The organism is Bacteroides sp. CAG:189, assembly GCF_000432295.1.
GTDB classification, from domain to species: Bacteria; Bacteroidota; Bacteroidia; order Bacteroidales; family Bacteroidaceae; genus Bacteroides; species Bacteroides salyersiae.
The window spans coordinates 1-14,321 of sequence record NZ_HF991119.1; the positions used below are offsets into that span (position 1 = coordinate 1).

18 protein-coding genes and 1 pseudogene are annotated in these 14,321 nt (G+C 39.0%); 10 read left to right on the top strand and 9 right to left on the bottom strand.

Annotated features, from left to right (window positions below; all coding sequences use genetic code 11):
• Positions 1-285 precede the first annotated feature (285 nt).
• On the bottom strand, positions 286-1,578 hold the full coding sequence (gene metK / locus QVP90_RS16805) for a methionine adenosyltransferase (RefSeq protein ID WP_021937060.1): 1,293 nt from the start codon (positions 1,576-1,578) through the stop codon (positions 286-288).
• A gap of 46 nt (positions 1,579-1,624) precedes the next feature.
• Positions 1,625-1,750: pseudogene (locus tag QVP90_RS16810) on the bottom strand (S-adenosylmethionine synthetase N-terminal domain-containing protein); the annotation flags it as partial.
• A 208-nt stretch (positions 1,751-1,958) separates the two neighbouring features.
• On the opposite strand from QVP90_RS16810, the gene QVP90_RS16815 reads away from it, so the two are divergent.
• The 8 genes from QVP90_RS16815 (at position 1,959) to QVP90_RS16850 (ending at position 6,872) form a co-directional block, all read left to right on the top strand.
• Positions 1,959-2,141: a hypothetical protein gene (locus tag QVP90_RS16815; RefSeq protein ID WP_005927901.1), complete on the top strand. Its 183-nt coding sequence runs from the start codon at positions 1,959-1,961 to the stop codon at positions 2,139-2,141.
• A gap of 106 nt (positions 2,142-2,247) precedes the next feature.
• Positions 2,248-3,729, top strand: a complete 1,482-nt coding sequence (locus QVP90_RS16820) for a tetratricopeptide repeat protein (protein WP_021937062.1) — start codon at positions 2,248-2,250, stop codon at positions 3,727-3,729.
• 135 nt (positions 3,730-3,864) lie between these two features.
• Positions 3,865-4,047: a hypothetical protein gene (locus QVP90_RS16825; RefSeq protein WP_021937063.1), complete on the top strand. Its 183-nt coding sequence runs from the start codon at positions 3,865-3,867 to the stop codon at positions 4,045-4,047.
• A complete protein-coding gene (locus tag QVP90_RS16830; RefSeq protein ID WP_224203621.1) occupies positions 4,008-4,226 on the top strand; it encodes a DUF3244 domain-containing protein in 219 nt (72 codons plus the stop codon). The genes QVP90_RS16825 and QVP90_RS16830 overlap by 40 nt, the downstream gene beginning before the upstream one ends.
• Before the next feature lie 95 nt (positions 4,227-4,321).
• The gene (locus QVP90_RS16835) at positions 4,322-4,819 is read left to right on the top strand and encodes a hypothetical protein (protein WP_264381015.1); all 498 of its coding nucleotides are present in this window, start codon (positions 4,322-4,324) and stop codon (positions 4,817-4,819) included.
• A gap of 17 nt (positions 4,820-4,836) precedes the next feature.
• On the top strand, positions 4,837-5,448 hold the full coding sequence (locus QVP90_RS16840) for a hypothetical protein (RefSeq protein ID WP_055293951.1): 612 nt from the start codon (positions 4,837-4,839) through the stop codon (positions 5,446-5,448).
• A gap of 4 nt (positions 5,449-5,452) precedes the next feature.
• Positions 5,453-6,190 carry a hypothetical protein gene (locus tag QVP90_RS16845; protein ID WP_021937066.1) on the top strand — a complete coding sequence of 246 codons (738 nt, stop codon included), beginning with the start codon at positions 5,453-5,455 and terminating at the stop codon, positions 6,188-6,190.
• Between the two features lie 85 nt (positions 6,191-6,275).
• A complete protein-coding gene (locus tag QVP90_RS16850) occupies positions 6,276-6,872 on the top strand; it encodes a hypothetical protein (protein ID WP_007479519.1) in 597 nt (198 codons plus the stop codon).
• Between the two features lie 145 nt (positions 6,873-7,017).
• On the opposite strand, the gene folK is transcribed toward QVP90_RS16850, so the two are convergent.
• The 7 genes from folK to QVP90_RS16885 form a co-directional block, all read right to left on the bottom strand.
• Entirely contained in the window at positions 7,018-7,485 is a 468-nt protein-coding gene (gene folK, locus QVP90_RS16855) for a 2-amino-4-hydroxy-6-hydroxymethyldihydropteridine diphosphokinase (RefSeq protein WP_021937067.1), read from the bottom strand.
• 11 nt (positions 7,486-7,496) lie between these two features.
• The gene (gene queA, locus QVP90_RS16860; protein ID WP_005927906.1) at positions 7,497-8,552 is read right to left on the bottom strand and encodes a tRNA preQ1(34) S-adenosylmethionine ribosyltransferase-isomerase QueA; all 1,056 of its coding nucleotides are present in this window, start codon (positions 8,550-8,552) and stop codon (positions 7,497-7,499) included.
• Between the two features lie 17 nt (positions 8,553-8,569).
• Positions 8,570-9,283, bottom strand: a complete 714-nt coding sequence (gene truB, locus QVP90_RS16865) for a tRNA pseudouridine(55) synthase TruB (RefSeq protein WP_005927909.1) — start codon at positions 9,281-9,283, stop codon at positions 8,570-8,572.
• A gap of 83 nt (positions 9,284-9,366) precedes the next feature.
• On the bottom strand, positions 9,367-10,167 hold the full coding sequence (locus tag QVP90_RS16870) for an undecaprenyl-diphosphate phosphatase (protein ID WP_021937068.1): 801 nt from the start codon (positions 10,165-10,167) through the stop codon (positions 9,367-9,369).
• A 2-nt stretch (positions 10,168-10,169) separates the two neighbouring features.
• A complete protein-coding gene (locus QVP90_RS16875) occupies positions 10,170-10,409 on the bottom strand; it encodes a DUF3098 domain-containing protein (protein ID WP_005927915.1) in 240 nt (79 codons plus the stop codon).
• 74 nt (positions 10,410-10,483) lie between these two features.
• A complete protein-coding gene (locus tag QVP90_RS16880) occupies positions 10,484-11,365 on the bottom strand; it encodes a cell division protein FtsX (RefSeq protein WP_021937069.1) in 882 nt (293 codons plus the stop codon).
• A complete protein-coding gene (locus QVP90_RS16885; protein WP_021937070.1) occupies positions 11,365-12,264 on the bottom strand; it encodes a class I SAM-dependent methyltransferase in 900 nt (299 codons plus the stop codon). The genes QVP90_RS16880 and QVP90_RS16885 overlap by 1 nt, the downstream gene beginning before the upstream one ends.
• A 276-nt stretch (positions 12,265-12,540) precedes the next feature.
• Here QVP90_RS16885 and QVP90_RS16890 point away from each other — a divergent pair, with 276 nt between their 5' ends.
• Positions 12,541-13,128, top strand: a complete 588-nt coding sequence (locus QVP90_RS16890) for an RNA polymerase sigma-70 factor (RefSeq protein ID WP_221659823.1) — start codon at positions 12,541-12,543, stop codon at positions 13,126-13,128.
• A 131-nt stretch (positions 13,129-13,259) separates the two neighbouring features.
• Positions 13,260-14,264: a FecR family protein gene (locus QVP90_RS16895; protein WP_021937073.1), complete on the top strand. Its 1,005-nt coding sequence runs from the start codon at positions 13,260-13,262 to the stop codon at positions 14,262-14,264.
• The last annotated feature ends 57 nt before the right edge of the window (positions 14,265-14,321 follow it).

The following is a 14,321-nucleotide window of genomic DNA, read 5'->3' on the forward strand; positions in this document are numbered from 1 at the left end:
CCAATTCTGTAAACTTTCTGTGAGGTTTTCTTTTGGTTGACATACTTTTTTTTGATTTAGAAAGTGTCAACTTATTCAGTACACTACACAAATTCTGCCCCAGATACATATATCCATTCAGACATATACTATATTACAATAGTTTAGCAGACACTATACTGCTGAACACAAGAACAATCAAACAACAATTACATATCCAATTTACAAAAAGAAGAAAGCCGCCTCTCGTTGCATGATGCACGGGAGGACGGCTCTCTATAATAAATAGCTGTAAAGCTACGCTGATTACAAACCGAAAGCGGTTTTCACCTTATCTACATAATCCAGTTTCTCCCAAGTGAAGAGCTCTACTTCAACAGTCTTGGAAGGTTGATAACGGGAAGTGAAAGTTTTGGTAACGACACGCGGTTCGCGTCCCATATGGCCATAAGCTGCTGTTTCACTATAAATCGGATTACGCAGCTTCAGACGTTCTTCGATAGCCTTCGGGCGAAGGTCGAACAATTCGTCAATCTTTTTGGCTATTTCGCCATCGCTCATCTTCACATGGCTACGTCCGTAAGTATCGACATAAATATTGATCGGACGGGCTACGCCAATCGCATAAGACACCTGTACAAGGATCTCGTCGGCTACACCGGCAGCCACCAGATTCTTGGCAATATGGCGGGCTGCATAAGCAGCGCTACGGTCCACTTTGCTGGGGTCTTTTCCGGAGAAGGCACCACCACCGTGCGCACCTTTACCGCCATAAGTATCTACGATAATCTTACGCCCGGTAAGACCGGTATCACCGTGAGGACCGACAATCACGAACTTGCCCGTCGGATTTACGTGATAAATGATACGATCATTAAACAATGCCAGCACATCGGCATGATGAATGGAAGCGATCACCCGGGGCATCAAAATCTCGATTACATCTTTGCGGATGATCGCAAGCATCTCCTCATCAGCCTTCAATTGAGCTTCCACAGAATCATCTGCCGGCTGTATAAAGTCATCATGTTGAGTAGACACCACAATCGTATCGATACGTACGGGTTTGCCATTATCGTTATATTCAATAGTCACCTGACTCTTAGCATCAGGACGCAGGTAAGTCATCTCCTTTCCTTCGCGACGGATATCTGCCAGTACCAACAAGATACGGTGTGCCAAATCAAGAGAAAGAGGCATGTAATTTTCTGTTTCATTCGTAGCATAACCAAACATCATTCCCTGGTCGCCCGCCCCCTGATTCATCGGGTCTTCGCGTTCTACACCACGGTTGATATCGGCACTCTGCTCATGGATGGCAGAGAATACACCACACGAGTTACTTTCGAACATGTACTCGCCTTTGGTATAACCGATTTTCTTGATTACTTCGCGTGCAACAAGCTGTAAATCAATGTAAGCACTGGTTTTCACTTCTCCCGCAAGTACCACCTGTCCGGTAGTTACTAAGGTTTCGCAAGCTACTTTCGAACTGGGATCAAATGCCAACAGTTTGTCAAGTACAGCGTCCGATATTTGATCGGCCACTTTGTCGGGGTGTCCTTCTGACACCGATTCGGATGTGAATAAATATCCCATACTTCTAAATTAAAGAATGAATAATTAAAGAATGAAAACGAAGCTATTCGCAAGCTACTTTCGAACTGGGGTCGTAAGCCAACAGTTTGTCAAGCACAGCGTCCGATATTTGATCGGCCACTTTGTCGGGGTGTCCTTCAGACACCGATTCGGATGTGAATAAATATCCCATAATTAGAATTATGATTTATAAATTATGATTTATGAAACAGGGATAAGATGAGTAGAGACGCCAAAAGACACAGAAAGGAATGTTGTTTTAGCATTTTTTTCTGTGGTTGCAAGCTACTCAAATCTTTCCACATTTCATTTCGGAAGACAAAGGTAGAGATTATTTCTGATTAATTACTAACTTTGCTGCACATTAACATCATTTTTGTATGAAGAAGAGACTGAAAAGAGTAATAACTCTGCTGATATACATCGGGGTGACGATAGGAATCTATTATGTCGTTTGCCTGTCGATGCACAAGCCTTTTACAGAACTACACTATCTGTATGGAGCCTTAATAGGATGCATTGCTTACCTGCCGCAATTTATTGCGGAGAGAAAGAAGAAGTAAAAAGTTCTTTCATTGTTTTTGCAAACATTAATCTAAAGGTAGTATTAGACGCACTCAATAAGACGAATAACCCACACACAAATAAAAACTATAAGATACAAAAATCATGAACAGAATTGGCGAACCAATTGCAAAGTGTATTATAAGCACTTTAATATCAGTCACTTTATTTTCTTGTCACATGGATAAAGAGTCAGCTATCACACTGTTTGAACAAGGAAAGAAAATGGAAAAAAGAATGCTGCCCGATTCTGCGGTAATTATGTATCAAAGAGCCATAAAACAATCTGCCACTCAAAAGGACATAGAGTTAACCGGAATAATTTATAATCAGTTAGGAGACTTATATTTATCACATTATTTATTTAATAAATCTCTTTCAGCATATAAATTAGGACTAAAATACACCCAGTTATCATCTGATAAAACAAATAAATCCAAATCCCTAAGAGGTATCGGGAAAAGTTATACATACAACTCCAAACCCGATTCAGGATTGATTTACTTATCTCAAGCTTTACTACTATCCAAGTCAATAAATGACAAAGAAGAAGTCGTTCGTATTCACAATAATATCTCTAATGCCTATTTTGAACTAAAACAGTTTAAAAAAGCATTAGAACATAACTCCCGAGCATTGAATATAACAATGGATAGTACAAGCAAGTATATTAATAGTTTCGCAAGAGCTGATATTATGTATCAAATGCAGAAATATGATTCTGCACTCTATTATTACACCATTGGAACCCAGTGTGATAACCTTAACACCCGAACCGGTTGCTATTATATGCTCTATAAACTTTCAAGCCTATTGAATAAACCGGATTCTGCATATTATCTTAGCCATTTTACAACAATTCGAGATTCGATAGAAGAAGCCAATCACCCAGACCTAATTCAATCAGCAGAGAATAATTATCTCACTGATAACATCATCAAGAAGAAAAATAATAATTTAATAGTGGGACTGGGCTTTATTTTATTTCTTTCATCTATCACATTCCTAATAACAATATCCACCCACAAAATAAAACTCAAAAATCATGAAAGAGCCAAAGAAAAAGAAATAAAGAAGTATACTGAAGAAACAAACGAGTTACAACGAAAATTGGCTATATATGCCAAGGAAAAAGAAAGACAAGCAATCAAGCTCTCCCAAACCGAAGCAACACAAAAATTGTCGTTAATACAAAACAGAATTGTTAATGACATAAAAATACATGCAATCGAGTGCAGTGAAGATTTCATGAAGTCACAACTCTATAATGAAATGAAAATACATTTCAGAAAAGACCCTTCATTGTTAACAACTAAAGAACAAAAAAAACTCTTAGACGTAATAAATAAAAGATATCATACATTCGTTCAATATTTGCAAGCATTCACTAACATGCCGGAAGACGACTGCCTTTTGTGTTGTTTAGCTTTAGCTCAATTTACCACCAAAGAATGCTCATTTATTCGTGGTGTCACAAGTGATGCTATTCGCTCACAAAAAGCCCGAATAAAGAAAAGATTAATAGAATCTTTTTGCTCCATAGAACTATTTGAATACATTTTTTCCACAAAAGAAAAAAACAAATAATAGGTTTAGCACATTTTATATTTATACATTACTGATAATGTGATAATTACGCAGAACAGACTTCGCACACTTTTTAATTGTAACCATTTAAATTTCATTCTACATTTGCACCATAAACAATTATAATAACAAAAAATGAAAAAAATTATTTTTATTATTATTGCATTAGTTGTAAATGTAAATATGCTAATGCATGCTCAGCCAAAAGTGCCGACAAAAGTAATCATCCTCACAGGTAAAGGACAATTAACCTCTGAAAGTGTCGAAGTAGAAATGGCTTGGAAAGGTGGCTTGTTAGCAAAATTAACGAACCATTAGAAAATGCCACGATTGAAATTCTAAGCATAGATAGAGAAGTTATTTATCAACAAAATATGGATGCTAAAACTAATGATACACTCTCTATTGAACTACCCAAAAATAAACCAGGAAAATATATAATTGAAATTATTTCTCCACAAGGTATATTAGAAGGAGAATTTTATATCCACAATTGATTAGACAAAATATATCCATGTCTGCCTACTAACAGTAATTATCTACCTACTGCTTTATATCATTTCGATTTTTCATTTGAACACGCAGTTTAATTATGAAAATATTAAATATTTTATCAATACTATATTTACTTCTTTGGTCTATGACTTCATGTAAACAAGACACTAAAAGTTTAGAAATACCGAATTTATGTAAAATCAAAATCTCCACATATAATGATTTTGAGAATTTCGACTTATTCGGTGTTACAATGAGCACATCATCCGGTACATCCATATTATATGATGGAGAATACAATAAACTAGGAAACGCATGTCAGTTGAGGAACACCGATTTTGAGTCGGGCGAGAAAGAAATTAACTTTTTATTTTTTGATAAATCAAAAAATGAACTTGAAATAGTGACTTTCGGTATTGATATAATTGCAAGAGAAGAAGAGAGGAAAATATTAAAAATCAGAATACAAGGTTACAATAACGGTAATCAAATTATTGATACGATGTTCACTTTCCATTCTATATATAATGACGAATTGCCACCGACGGGTAGTATATTAGATATAAACACATATCAAATCAACTTAATAAATTAACTCAAAAAAAAGACCATATGAAAAAACAATTATTATTATTAATTTCAGGTATTATGTTATTTTCGTGTGCCAATGAGGATGACAACATTAAAAAACATTCTACATCTGTGGAATCCAGTAGTCCTATACCGATCGTAGGTAGTTTTAAAGAACTTTATGAACTAAGTGGAATAAAATTTGAAGAACCTATTCAACAATCTTCAGATGATATTATACCATATAAATTACAAGATTACACAGCAATAGGTTATACAAGAATAACCGAAAGCAGGTATATGATTACAATGTTTGAACCTGTATTTGCTGACGCTATTGGACTAGTACCGTATACCACTTACGTATATAATTGGCTATTTGTAGAAAAAGACATCAATACTAATGGTGCAAGATTCTATCGAGGGAAAACATCTCCTAAATGTGGAATGACCCCTGTTATGAGTGATGACTATCAAGAAATTACCGATTTTTTAAATAGAGGTTATAGGATTCTTGATGAAGGAAATCCAACCATATTGAGAACTCATATCTTCTATGTGCTTAGCATATATAACGGTGCTCAACTTAATAAATATGTACCGTGTTTACCTGAAGATTTGCAGTGGAATTATTACTTACTAACTAATGATTAAAAACATGAAAAGAGACATCAAAGAAGCTTTAATAGTGACAATTATAATATGTACGGGATTAACATCATGTGACAACGAATTTGACCCAACCAAAATTGATACTCCTATGGCAAAAGGTGAACTTGTTTCGGATGATATACGGATGAAAATAGAGTTAAATCTTGACACGACAGTTTTTTTCATTGATAACATGGATGACATTAATGCATTGTTAGAAAAAGTATCCCAAGCGAAAGCTTTTGAATTAGAGCACAAGGGTTGGAAAAAGGCAAAAGCAAATACCCATAACGTTTCAACACGAGCAACTGTTAAAGATTATACCATATATGAAGCTACCAGTTATCCTATAGCCAACAGTCAATTCAAAGCAAAATTCAGCGCAAGTCTAGTAAATGAAATAAATGCGGTAACTGGCTCTGAGTTGGATATCAGTTCAAATAAAACATATATATGCGAGTGGAGATATATTGAACCATTTGTAAACCTTGGACCATCTGACATAGTAGCTCAATTGGAATCTCCTCTATGTGGTCTAAGACCGTCAAAAAGAAATGGCTATAGCGCTAGAGGATATGAATCATATACAAATTCATCAGGAACACAGTTTCTTATGCTTACAAATCTTCTGACTATATTATATGAAGATGTCAATCATACAACTACATATCTTAGTATAAAATATCCTTTCTTTTTCAATCATAAGGGGTATGAATTCAATTATTCCATATTAACATTGGATTAAGCCAATTTAGTATAATTATCTCACCTCTCTCGACAGCAGCAAGATACTATCGAATTATTTTCTAATTTCTAAGAATCACCTTATTATGATGAAGATTTTATTTATTATATTTTTATTAGGTACAAGCATGTTTTACTCGTGTACAAGTGATATAATTGATGATGTTAATTCTTCTATAAACACAAATATAGATATGACTTTATCCAACTCTTTAGACCAAATAAATGCATTCGATAATTTAAATATTATCTCGGATTCCACAACAACTATCATAACGGCATCAATACTACCCAAAGGACATTTATTTGAAGATTCTTGTCATGGTTACGCATCGTTTGAACAAGGACCTGTAGAAAAAACTATATTTGCTCCCGAAGTTGCTAAAATTTTAGGAGTGGAACCTTATGTATTATATTTATTTAGGCGCGTATGGGTAACAACGACCATTCATTTTCAAAGTGATGCCGATTTTCGTGTTTTCGACCGTCCCTCCCCCGAATGCGGTCTACTTCCCGCAAGCAATTATGAAATAGGATATACATCCACTGTGGAGGGGAGAAAGTTTATAATGACAACGATTTTATACTACATACAAACACATGTGTCCGGCCAGACAATAAATAAATGGGCTCCAAAACACATAAATGATCTTGTGTGGAATTATGCTTATTACTTTCCATAAAAATCTATGAGCAGTTTTTTTAAATTAACTTGATATGAAATTAGTATATATCAAAGTGAGAATAGGAATCTATTATGTCGTTTGCCTATCAATGCACAATATCTGTATGGAGCCTTAATAGGATGCATTGCTTACCTGCCGCAATTTATTGCGGAGAGAAAGAAGAAATAAAAAGTTCTTTCATTGTTTTGTGCAATACCGGATGTACCACATCGGGAGCAATTTCCGATAAAGGTTCCATTACAAAACGACGTTCGGTCATCAAAGGGTGGGGGAGGATAAGACCCTCTGCGTCCATCACCCTATCGTCATACAATAACAAGTCGATATCTATCAAACGATCGGCATACAGGCCGTTTACCGATTTCTCAGTCCGCCCTAATTCCCGCTCTATCCTCTGAGTTTCCTCAAGTACCTGCAAAGGCAAAAGAGTCGTTTCTACACAAACTGCCGCATTCAGAAAACTATTCTCAGAAGAGAAACCCCAAGGAGCAGTTGCATAAAAAGCGGAAAGAGAAACAACATTCCCTATCCGCTCTTCTATTTTTTTTACAGACATCCGGAGATTCTGCTCTTTATCACCTAAATTGGTGCCAAGCCCCAAATAAACCATAAAAATAGTGATCAGTCAATAATCAACATCGCATCTCCATACGTACCGAAACGATACCCTTCTTTCAACGCTACATGATAAGCATCCATCACCTGATCATACCCGCCGAAAGCAGCTACAATCATCAGCAAGGTGGATAACGGCATGTGGAAGTTGGATATCATGGCATTGGCTACCGTAAACTCATACGGAGGGAAGATGAACTTATTCGTCCAACCTTCAAACTCTTTCAGATGACCGTCTGTGCTGACCGTACTTTCGATGGCGCGCATCACAGTAGTACCCACGGCACAAACATTCTTTCCGAGGTCCTTGGCACGGTTTACAGTCTTTACCGCCTCTTCGGTCACAAACATCTGCTCCGAATCCATCTTATGTTTCGTAAGGTCTTCTACATCGATATCACGGAAGTTGCCCAAACCGGCATGCAGCGTAATATAAGCAAAATCAATACCCTTAATTTCCATACGCTTCATCAGCTCACGGCTAAAGTGCAAGCTGGCGGTAGGAGCAGTAACCGCTCCTTCGTTCTTAGCAAAAATAGACTGGAAACGCACAGCATCTTCTTCTTCCACCGGACGGTTGATAATAGAATGCGGCAGGGGCGTTTCACCCAATGCATAAAGAGCTTTTTTAAACTCGTCATGAGGGCCGTCATAAAGGAAACGCAAGGTACGGCCACGCGAAGTGGTATTATCGATCACCTCAGCCACCATCGAATCGTCATCACCGAAATAGAGCTTATTGCCGATACGGATCTTACGGGCAGGGTCTACCAGCACATCCCACAAACGGAGCTCTTCATTCAACTCGCGCAACAGAAAAACTTCGATACGTGCACCGGTCTTTTCCTTATTACCGTACAAGCGTGCCGGAAACACCTTCGTGTCATTGAAGATAAACACATCCTTATCATCAAAATAATTCAAGATATCCTTAAACATCTTGTGTTCTATCTTCCCCGTCTTACGATGGAGCACCATCAGACGCGACTCATCTCTGTACTTCGTCGGATGCAAAGCAATTTTGTCTTCTGGTAACTTAAATTTAAATTGTGACAGTTTCATATCTATTCTTCTTTACGTTAATTATCTTCTGTTATTTCAATCTCTTGCCGGTCTATCCACTCGGCAAACGTCAAGGGATCAAGGCAATCCTCTAATTTTACTTCCCCCACACGGGTACGTACTAATCCTGTGAGATGAGCACCACTATGGAGCGCCTCTCCGATGTCACGGGCAAGAGCGCGGATATAAGTACCTTTGCTGCAAACCACCCGTATCTTTATTTCCATCTTCACCAGATCACATTCCAGCAATTCAAGCTCATCGATCACAAGCAGCTTCGGCTTCAACTCCACCTCTTCTCCCTTGCGTGCCAGATCGTAAGCCCGCTTACCATCTACTTTACAAGCTGAGAACACAGGAGGAACCTGATGTATCTCTCCCAAAAACTGCTTCAATGTTTCTTCTACCATTTCGCGAGTGATATGCTCCGTCGGGTAGGTGGCATCTATCTCATGTTCCAGATCGTACGATGGAGTAGTGGCACCCAATTGTATGGTAGCAATATACTCCTTGGTATGATACTGAAACTCTTCTATTCTTTTGGTCGCCTTACCGGTACAGACAATCATTACCCCTGTGGCTAACGGATCCAACGTACCGGCATGACCGACTTTCAACTTCTTTACTTTCATCCTCCGACAAATGTGATAACGTGCATGACCTACCACTTTGAACGACGTCCAGCCGAGAGGCTTATTGAAAAAAAGTACTTCTCCTTCTTTAAAGTTCAAATGCTTGCTTATTTATTTACGATTTGACAATTTACGATTTACGATTGAGATTACTTTTTCGTAAGAAAAAGCTCTAATGCTTTTTAATTCAAAAGACTCAATACCAATGTAGCCGTACCTGCTATGGCACAATAAATGGCAAAGTAAATCAGCTTCCCTTTCTTCACAATATTGATCATCCACTTACAGGCCAGGCAACCGGAAACAAAAGCGGCAATAAAACCCACGATCAATGAAAGAGCAGGAATATCCCCTGCCACAGCTTCACCTTTCATCATCTTCATCCCATCCAGCAAAGCTTCGCCCAAAATGGGAGGGATCACCATCAAGAAAGAGAATTGTGCCAATTTCGCTTTATTATCACCCAATAAAAGGCCGGTAGCAATCGTCGAGCCCGAACGGGAAAGTCCCGGAAGCACGGCACATGCCTGAGCCAGACCAATGATAAAGGCATCCTTCATGGATATATTCTCTTTCGGGCGGGGTTTCGCATAATAAGAAAACGTAAGCAGAAGAGCCGTTACAAGCAAACAACAACCCACAATCAACAACCCCGAGCCAAATATAGCCTCTACATAATCCTTAAAAAACACGCCTACAATCCCGATAGGAATCATCGAAATCAGGATATTTATCACATAACGGGTTTCGGCATTCATTTCGAACTTGAACAATCCACGAAAAATCCAGTCGATCTCTTTCCAAAGGATCACAAGAGTACTGAACACAGTAGCCACGTGCACCACAATCGTGAAAGCCAGATTATCTTCTCCCTTGATGTCGAACAAAGCAGAGCCAATAGCCAGATGACCACTACTACTCACAGGTAAATACTCCGTCAGTCCTTGAATGAGACCGAGGATAAGAGCTTCAAACCATTCCATTCTTATTCTTCTATTTTAGTTTTGGGTTTGCGCAATACTGCATATATCATAAAAATAAAGCCGAAGAAACAAACGACCGGCGCTACTTTAATTCTTCTCACACTAAAAATATCCGGTTCGAAAACGGTCTCCGTAGAAGAAGGTCCCGTCATCAGGATAAAACCGATAATTACTACCGCCATTCCGATGGCGAGTAATATAAAGTTAGTTTTATCAAAAGCAAATTTCTGTTTGTCAGCCATGATGTTATTTACGATTTAACGATTTACAATTTACGATTGAAATTACAATGTTTATATTATGTTGCATATTCAGACTATATGTAATACAGGGTGCTTGCCTTCATCCTCAGATATTTATTGATGGACAGGTAAGCACACAGGAATGTAATAATAATACCAAATACCAGAACAGAACCGGATACCAGCAACATCACCTCGGGCGTTATCACACGAATCAGTTCGGGTTCATAAGAAACCAGCCAATACGCTGTTCCCATCAGAATTGCATCGGCCATAATACCGGCCAGCACACCGCTCCATATATTCCGCCGCAAAAACGGACGGCGGATAAAACCCCAACTGGCTCCCACCAACTTCATGGTATGAATAAGAAAGCGTTTGGAGTAAATAGCCAAGCGTATCGTATTATTTATCAAAGCAAAAGAAATAAGCGTGAGCACCACTGCCAAAGTCAGGAGCACCAAGCTTATGTTCCGGATATTTTCATTCACCAGATCGATCAGTTCACGTTGATAAAGCACCTCCTGAATATTGGTGTTTTTCTTTATCAGCTTCTCTATCTTGGCGATACTGTCGGAATTGGCATAATCGGAATGCAATTTGATTTCAATGGAAGCCGTAAAAGGATTGTATCCTAAAAACTCCTCCGGATCGGTTCCCATTGCTTCGGTCTGCTCTTTGAGAGCCTGTTTTTTAGAAATATATTCCGTCTGCTTCACAAACGGTTCTTTATCCAGTCTTTTCTGTAATTTCAAAATATCGGCCTCTTTCATATCATCGCTGATAAGAACGGAGAAATTAATATTCTCCCGGACATAGATGGAAAGATTGTGCGCCGCCAGAACAAAAAACACGACAAGCCCCAACAGCAACAATACCAACGTCGTACTGATGCTCGACGTTATGAATTGCATGTCGAAATAGGAGACTGAATTATTTTTGTTTTTATTCTTCATCAGCGTTTCTTTCTAAATACATAAATCATCGAACTGCTACGTTCTTTCTTACCTAACGCACTGAACCATGCTACCGCTCCGGTACACATTCCTTTCACAAACGGAAACGAACTTCCCCGATGCTTCTCGCTCAACATCGATACATAAAAAGCATCAAACGGCATCGGATGACGCGCTGCCATGATAAATCCGTGCTTGGAAGCAAGTTGCTGTATAGTGACCGGGGTGAAGTGCCACAGATGACGGGGTACGTCATACGCTGCCCAATACTCACCATATTTACCGGCATCGTAAGAAGAGCAATTAGGTACAGCTACGATAAGCACACCTCTATCGGACAAAAGCCCGCGAAGACATTCCCACGTTTCATCCAGATGCTCCAGATGCTCCATCACATGCCATAAAGTAACCACATCGAACGAGCCGGGCTCAAACTCCTGCAAGGCTTTCTCTCCTTTCACTTCCAGTCCGAAGTGCTCTTTGGCAAACACACGTGCCTGGGCATTTTTTTCGATAGCTTCTACTTTCCATCCGCGTTGTTCCATCGTCGCGGCAAAATAGCCTGTCCCCGTACCCATATCGAGCAGACGTCCTCTTTTACGATGGGATTCCTTGGCTACCAGACGCGCTTTCTTGCCCAACATGTACTTACGCACCTGATGGTAAATGGCATTCATTGCGCCTTTTTTCGTATCGGAATGGGAAATGTAATCGGGAGTTTCATAATAACGCCCTATCTCTGCTTCTACAGGAACATCCTGCGTGAAAGTAAATCCGCAATCTTCGCAGGACATCACATCGAACCGTTCACCCGATGCATAGAAATCCGTACAAGTCATGACACGCTTCAAGTGCGTGCCACCGCATAGCGGACAAGCATTTATAGAGAGTTTATTCATTGATTATTGCCATAAATTAAGTGCGGCATTGAGTCACAAGACCGCACTTCACCCGAATTTGGTGCAAAGAAACAAATAAAAAGTGACGCAAGGTAGTTTCTTTGAGGTCTTTTAACAGATAATGTAACTCAAATGCAATGTATATAAAACTGCGATGAAAAGTTGGCATACCGGATAACCGGCTCATACACAAATTCAATACCGGCATAAAGAATATTAGATTTTTTGTTTAACTTCGTAGCCATATTCAATCAGAATACTTCAATAAATTTAGAAATGGAAAAGATAAACAAAGAAATAGTTTTATTACTTATCAATGGTAGTCATTCTGCCTTTTCTAAAATATACGTAAAGTGTCACCGGCAATTCTTTCTACTGGCATTGCGTTATCTGAAATCAAAAGAAATGGCAGAGGATGCCGTACAATATTCATTCATGAGATTGTGGGAAACCCGCACCCAGATTGACGTAGAACAAGGAGTAGAACCTTATCTGTATGGAATCCTTAAAAACCACTTATTAAACACATATAAATTCCATCAGTTAACCCTCGAGAAGAAAGAAGAAATCATATTGGGAATGCCGCTTTTTGAAGAGGAGAATATCACACAAACCCTGTACAGAAAACAACGGGATGAAGCTATACGGAAAGCCTTGGTCTTATTGCCGCCACAAAAGCGCCGCATTTGCCAAATGAAAATTTTCGAAGGACTTTCCAATGCCGAGATAGCCCAGCAACTCAACATTACCGTAAATACGGTAAAGGTATCCTATTACAAAGCTATATTGTCATTGCGTGAAAGTCTCAACGAAAAAGACTTTATCTGTATTTGCATGGTGTTGCTCAGCGCCTCTCTTTCTTGATTACACCCGCATCGAAGTGTTTATAAAAGTTAAACATCAAGAGTTGAGTAATACTTTCTTTCGCCAAGATTTTACTCTATATACAACGCAAGAGCAAACCGTTTTTCTCTCTGCCACTTAAAACTAATAAAATGACAACAGAAAACCATCATCCAATTACCGACGAAGACATCCGCCTTTATTTATGCGATGCCTTGTCACCCGACCGGAGAGCAGAAATACGTCGATGGTTCGGTACCGAAGAAGGGCAACGTTATCTATCGGAAGTAATTGACGAGGATGTAGCCCGTATTCTGTCCGGAGAGGAACTGCATAGCTCAGAATCCATAGAGATACAACCGCTTCATATCGAGATTCCAACAGAAAAAAACAAGAAACGCTTTCAACCGACAATCGGATGGTGGTTGCGCAGTATTGCCATATGGATACCGGCTATTTTATTATTAGCCACCGGAGGATACATGTATTACAACCAGACACAATCTCCCCGTCTGGCCGAAATATATGTTCCTAAAGGAGATATCCAAACAATTATCTTTCAAGACGGCACCAAAGTCATACTGAACGCCGACTCCCGGTTAAAGTACACGCCCGGATTCAAATTATTCAGTCGCGAAGTAGAGTTGGAAGGAGAAGCTTATTTTGAAGTAGCCAAAAACAAGATTCGTCCATTCACAGTACACACTTCGGGAGTGGACATCAGAGTGTTGGGAACAAAATTCAATATCAAAGCATACAATGACGAATCGGATATCACGACTACTTTAAATCAAGGCCATGTCCGGGTCAGTGATATCCAGGGAAGAGCTTTAGAGCTATTTCCGGGAGAACAAATCGTTTATGAAAAGAAAAACGGGACAATGCATAAACGTACTCTCGAAAATGCCGCCGACTACTCGGGCTGGAAAACAAACAGCCTGTATTTTACAGATACCCGCCTGGATCATATCTCGAAAGAACTATCCCGCAAGTTCAATAAAGAAATTGTATTAATGGATCCGTCTTTGGAAAGCTCCATATACACAATATCTTTCAACAACATGCCATTAGATTCAATATTGGAAGATCTGACCCGCATCTCTCCGGTCAGGTATGAAAAAATCAACGACAAGATACTAATATACAAAAGAAAATAAAAAGAGGTAGCCAATAAAGGAATAGGGCCCTTCCATTGACTACCAGTTTCATTTTTA

What these genes read in the sequence shown, in the direction of transcription:
- QVP90_RS16880 (WP_021937069.1), bottom strand. Translation starts at nt 11,365, where the DNA reads ATGAAGAATAAAAACAAAAATAATTCAGTCTCCTATTTCGACATGCAA.
- QVP90_RS16895 (WP_021937073.1), top strand. Translation starts at nt 13,260, where the DNA reads ATGACAACAGAAAACCATCATCCAATTACCGACGAAGACATCCGCCTT.
- queA (WP_005927906.1), bottom strand. Translation starts at nt 8,552, where the DNA reads ATGAAACTGTCACAATTTAAATTTAAGTTACCAGAAGACAAAATTGCT.
- QVP90_RS16885 (WP_021937070.1), bottom strand. Translation starts at nt 12,264, where the DNA reads ATGAATAAACTCTCTATAAATGCTTGTCCGCTATGCGGTGGCACGCAC.
- QVP90_RS16825 (WP_021937063.1), top strand. Translation starts at nt 3,865, where the DNA reads ATGAAAAAAATTATTTTTATTATTATTGCATTAGTTGTAAATGTAAAT.
- QVP90_RS16850 (WP_007479519.1), top strand. Translation starts at nt 6,276, where the DNA reads ATGATGAAGATTTTATTTATTATATTTTTATTAGGTACAAGCATGTTT.
- QVP90_RS16875 (WP_005927915.1), bottom strand. Translation starts at nt 10,409, where the DNA reads ATGGCTGACAAACAGAAATTTGCTTTTGATAAAACTAACTTTATATTA.
- QVP90_RS16890 (WP_221659823.1), top strand. Translation starts at nt 12,541, where the DNA reads ATGGAAAAGATAAACAAAGAAATAGTTTTATTACTTATCAATGGTAGT.
- QVP90_RS16870 (WP_021937068.1), bottom strand. Translation starts at nt 10,167, where the DNA reads ATGGAATGGTTTGAAGCTCTTATCCTCGGTCTCATTCAAGGACTGACG.
- QVP90_RS16815 (WP_005927901.1), top strand. Translation starts at nt 1,959, where the DNA reads ATGAAGAAGAGACTGAAAAGAGTAATAACTCTGCTGATATACATCGGG.
- metK (WP_021937060.1), bottom strand. Translation starts at nt 1,578, where the DNA reads ATGGGATATTTATTCACATCCGAATCGGTGTCAGAAGGACACCCCGAC.
- QVP90_RS16835 (WP_264381015.1), top strand. Translation starts at nt 4,322, where the DNA reads ATGAAAATATTAAATATTTTATCAATACTATATTTACTTCTTTGGTCT.
- QVP90_RS16820 (WP_021937062.1), top strand. Translation starts at nt 2,248, where the DNA reads ATGAACAGAATTGGCGAACCAATTGCAAAGTGTATTATAAGCACTTTA.
- QVP90_RS16845 (WP_021937066.1), top strand. Translation starts at nt 5,453, where the DNA reads ATGAAAAGAGACATCAAAGAAGCTTTAATAGTGACAATTATAATATGT.
- QVP90_RS16840 (WP_055293951.1), top strand. Translation starts at nt 4,837, where the DNA reads ATGAAAAAACAATTATTATTATTAATTTCAGGTATTATGTTATTTTCG.
- folK (WP_021937067.1), bottom strand. Translation starts at nt 7,485, where the DNA reads ATGGTTTATTTGGGGCTTGGCACCAATTTAGGTGATAAAGAGCAGAAT.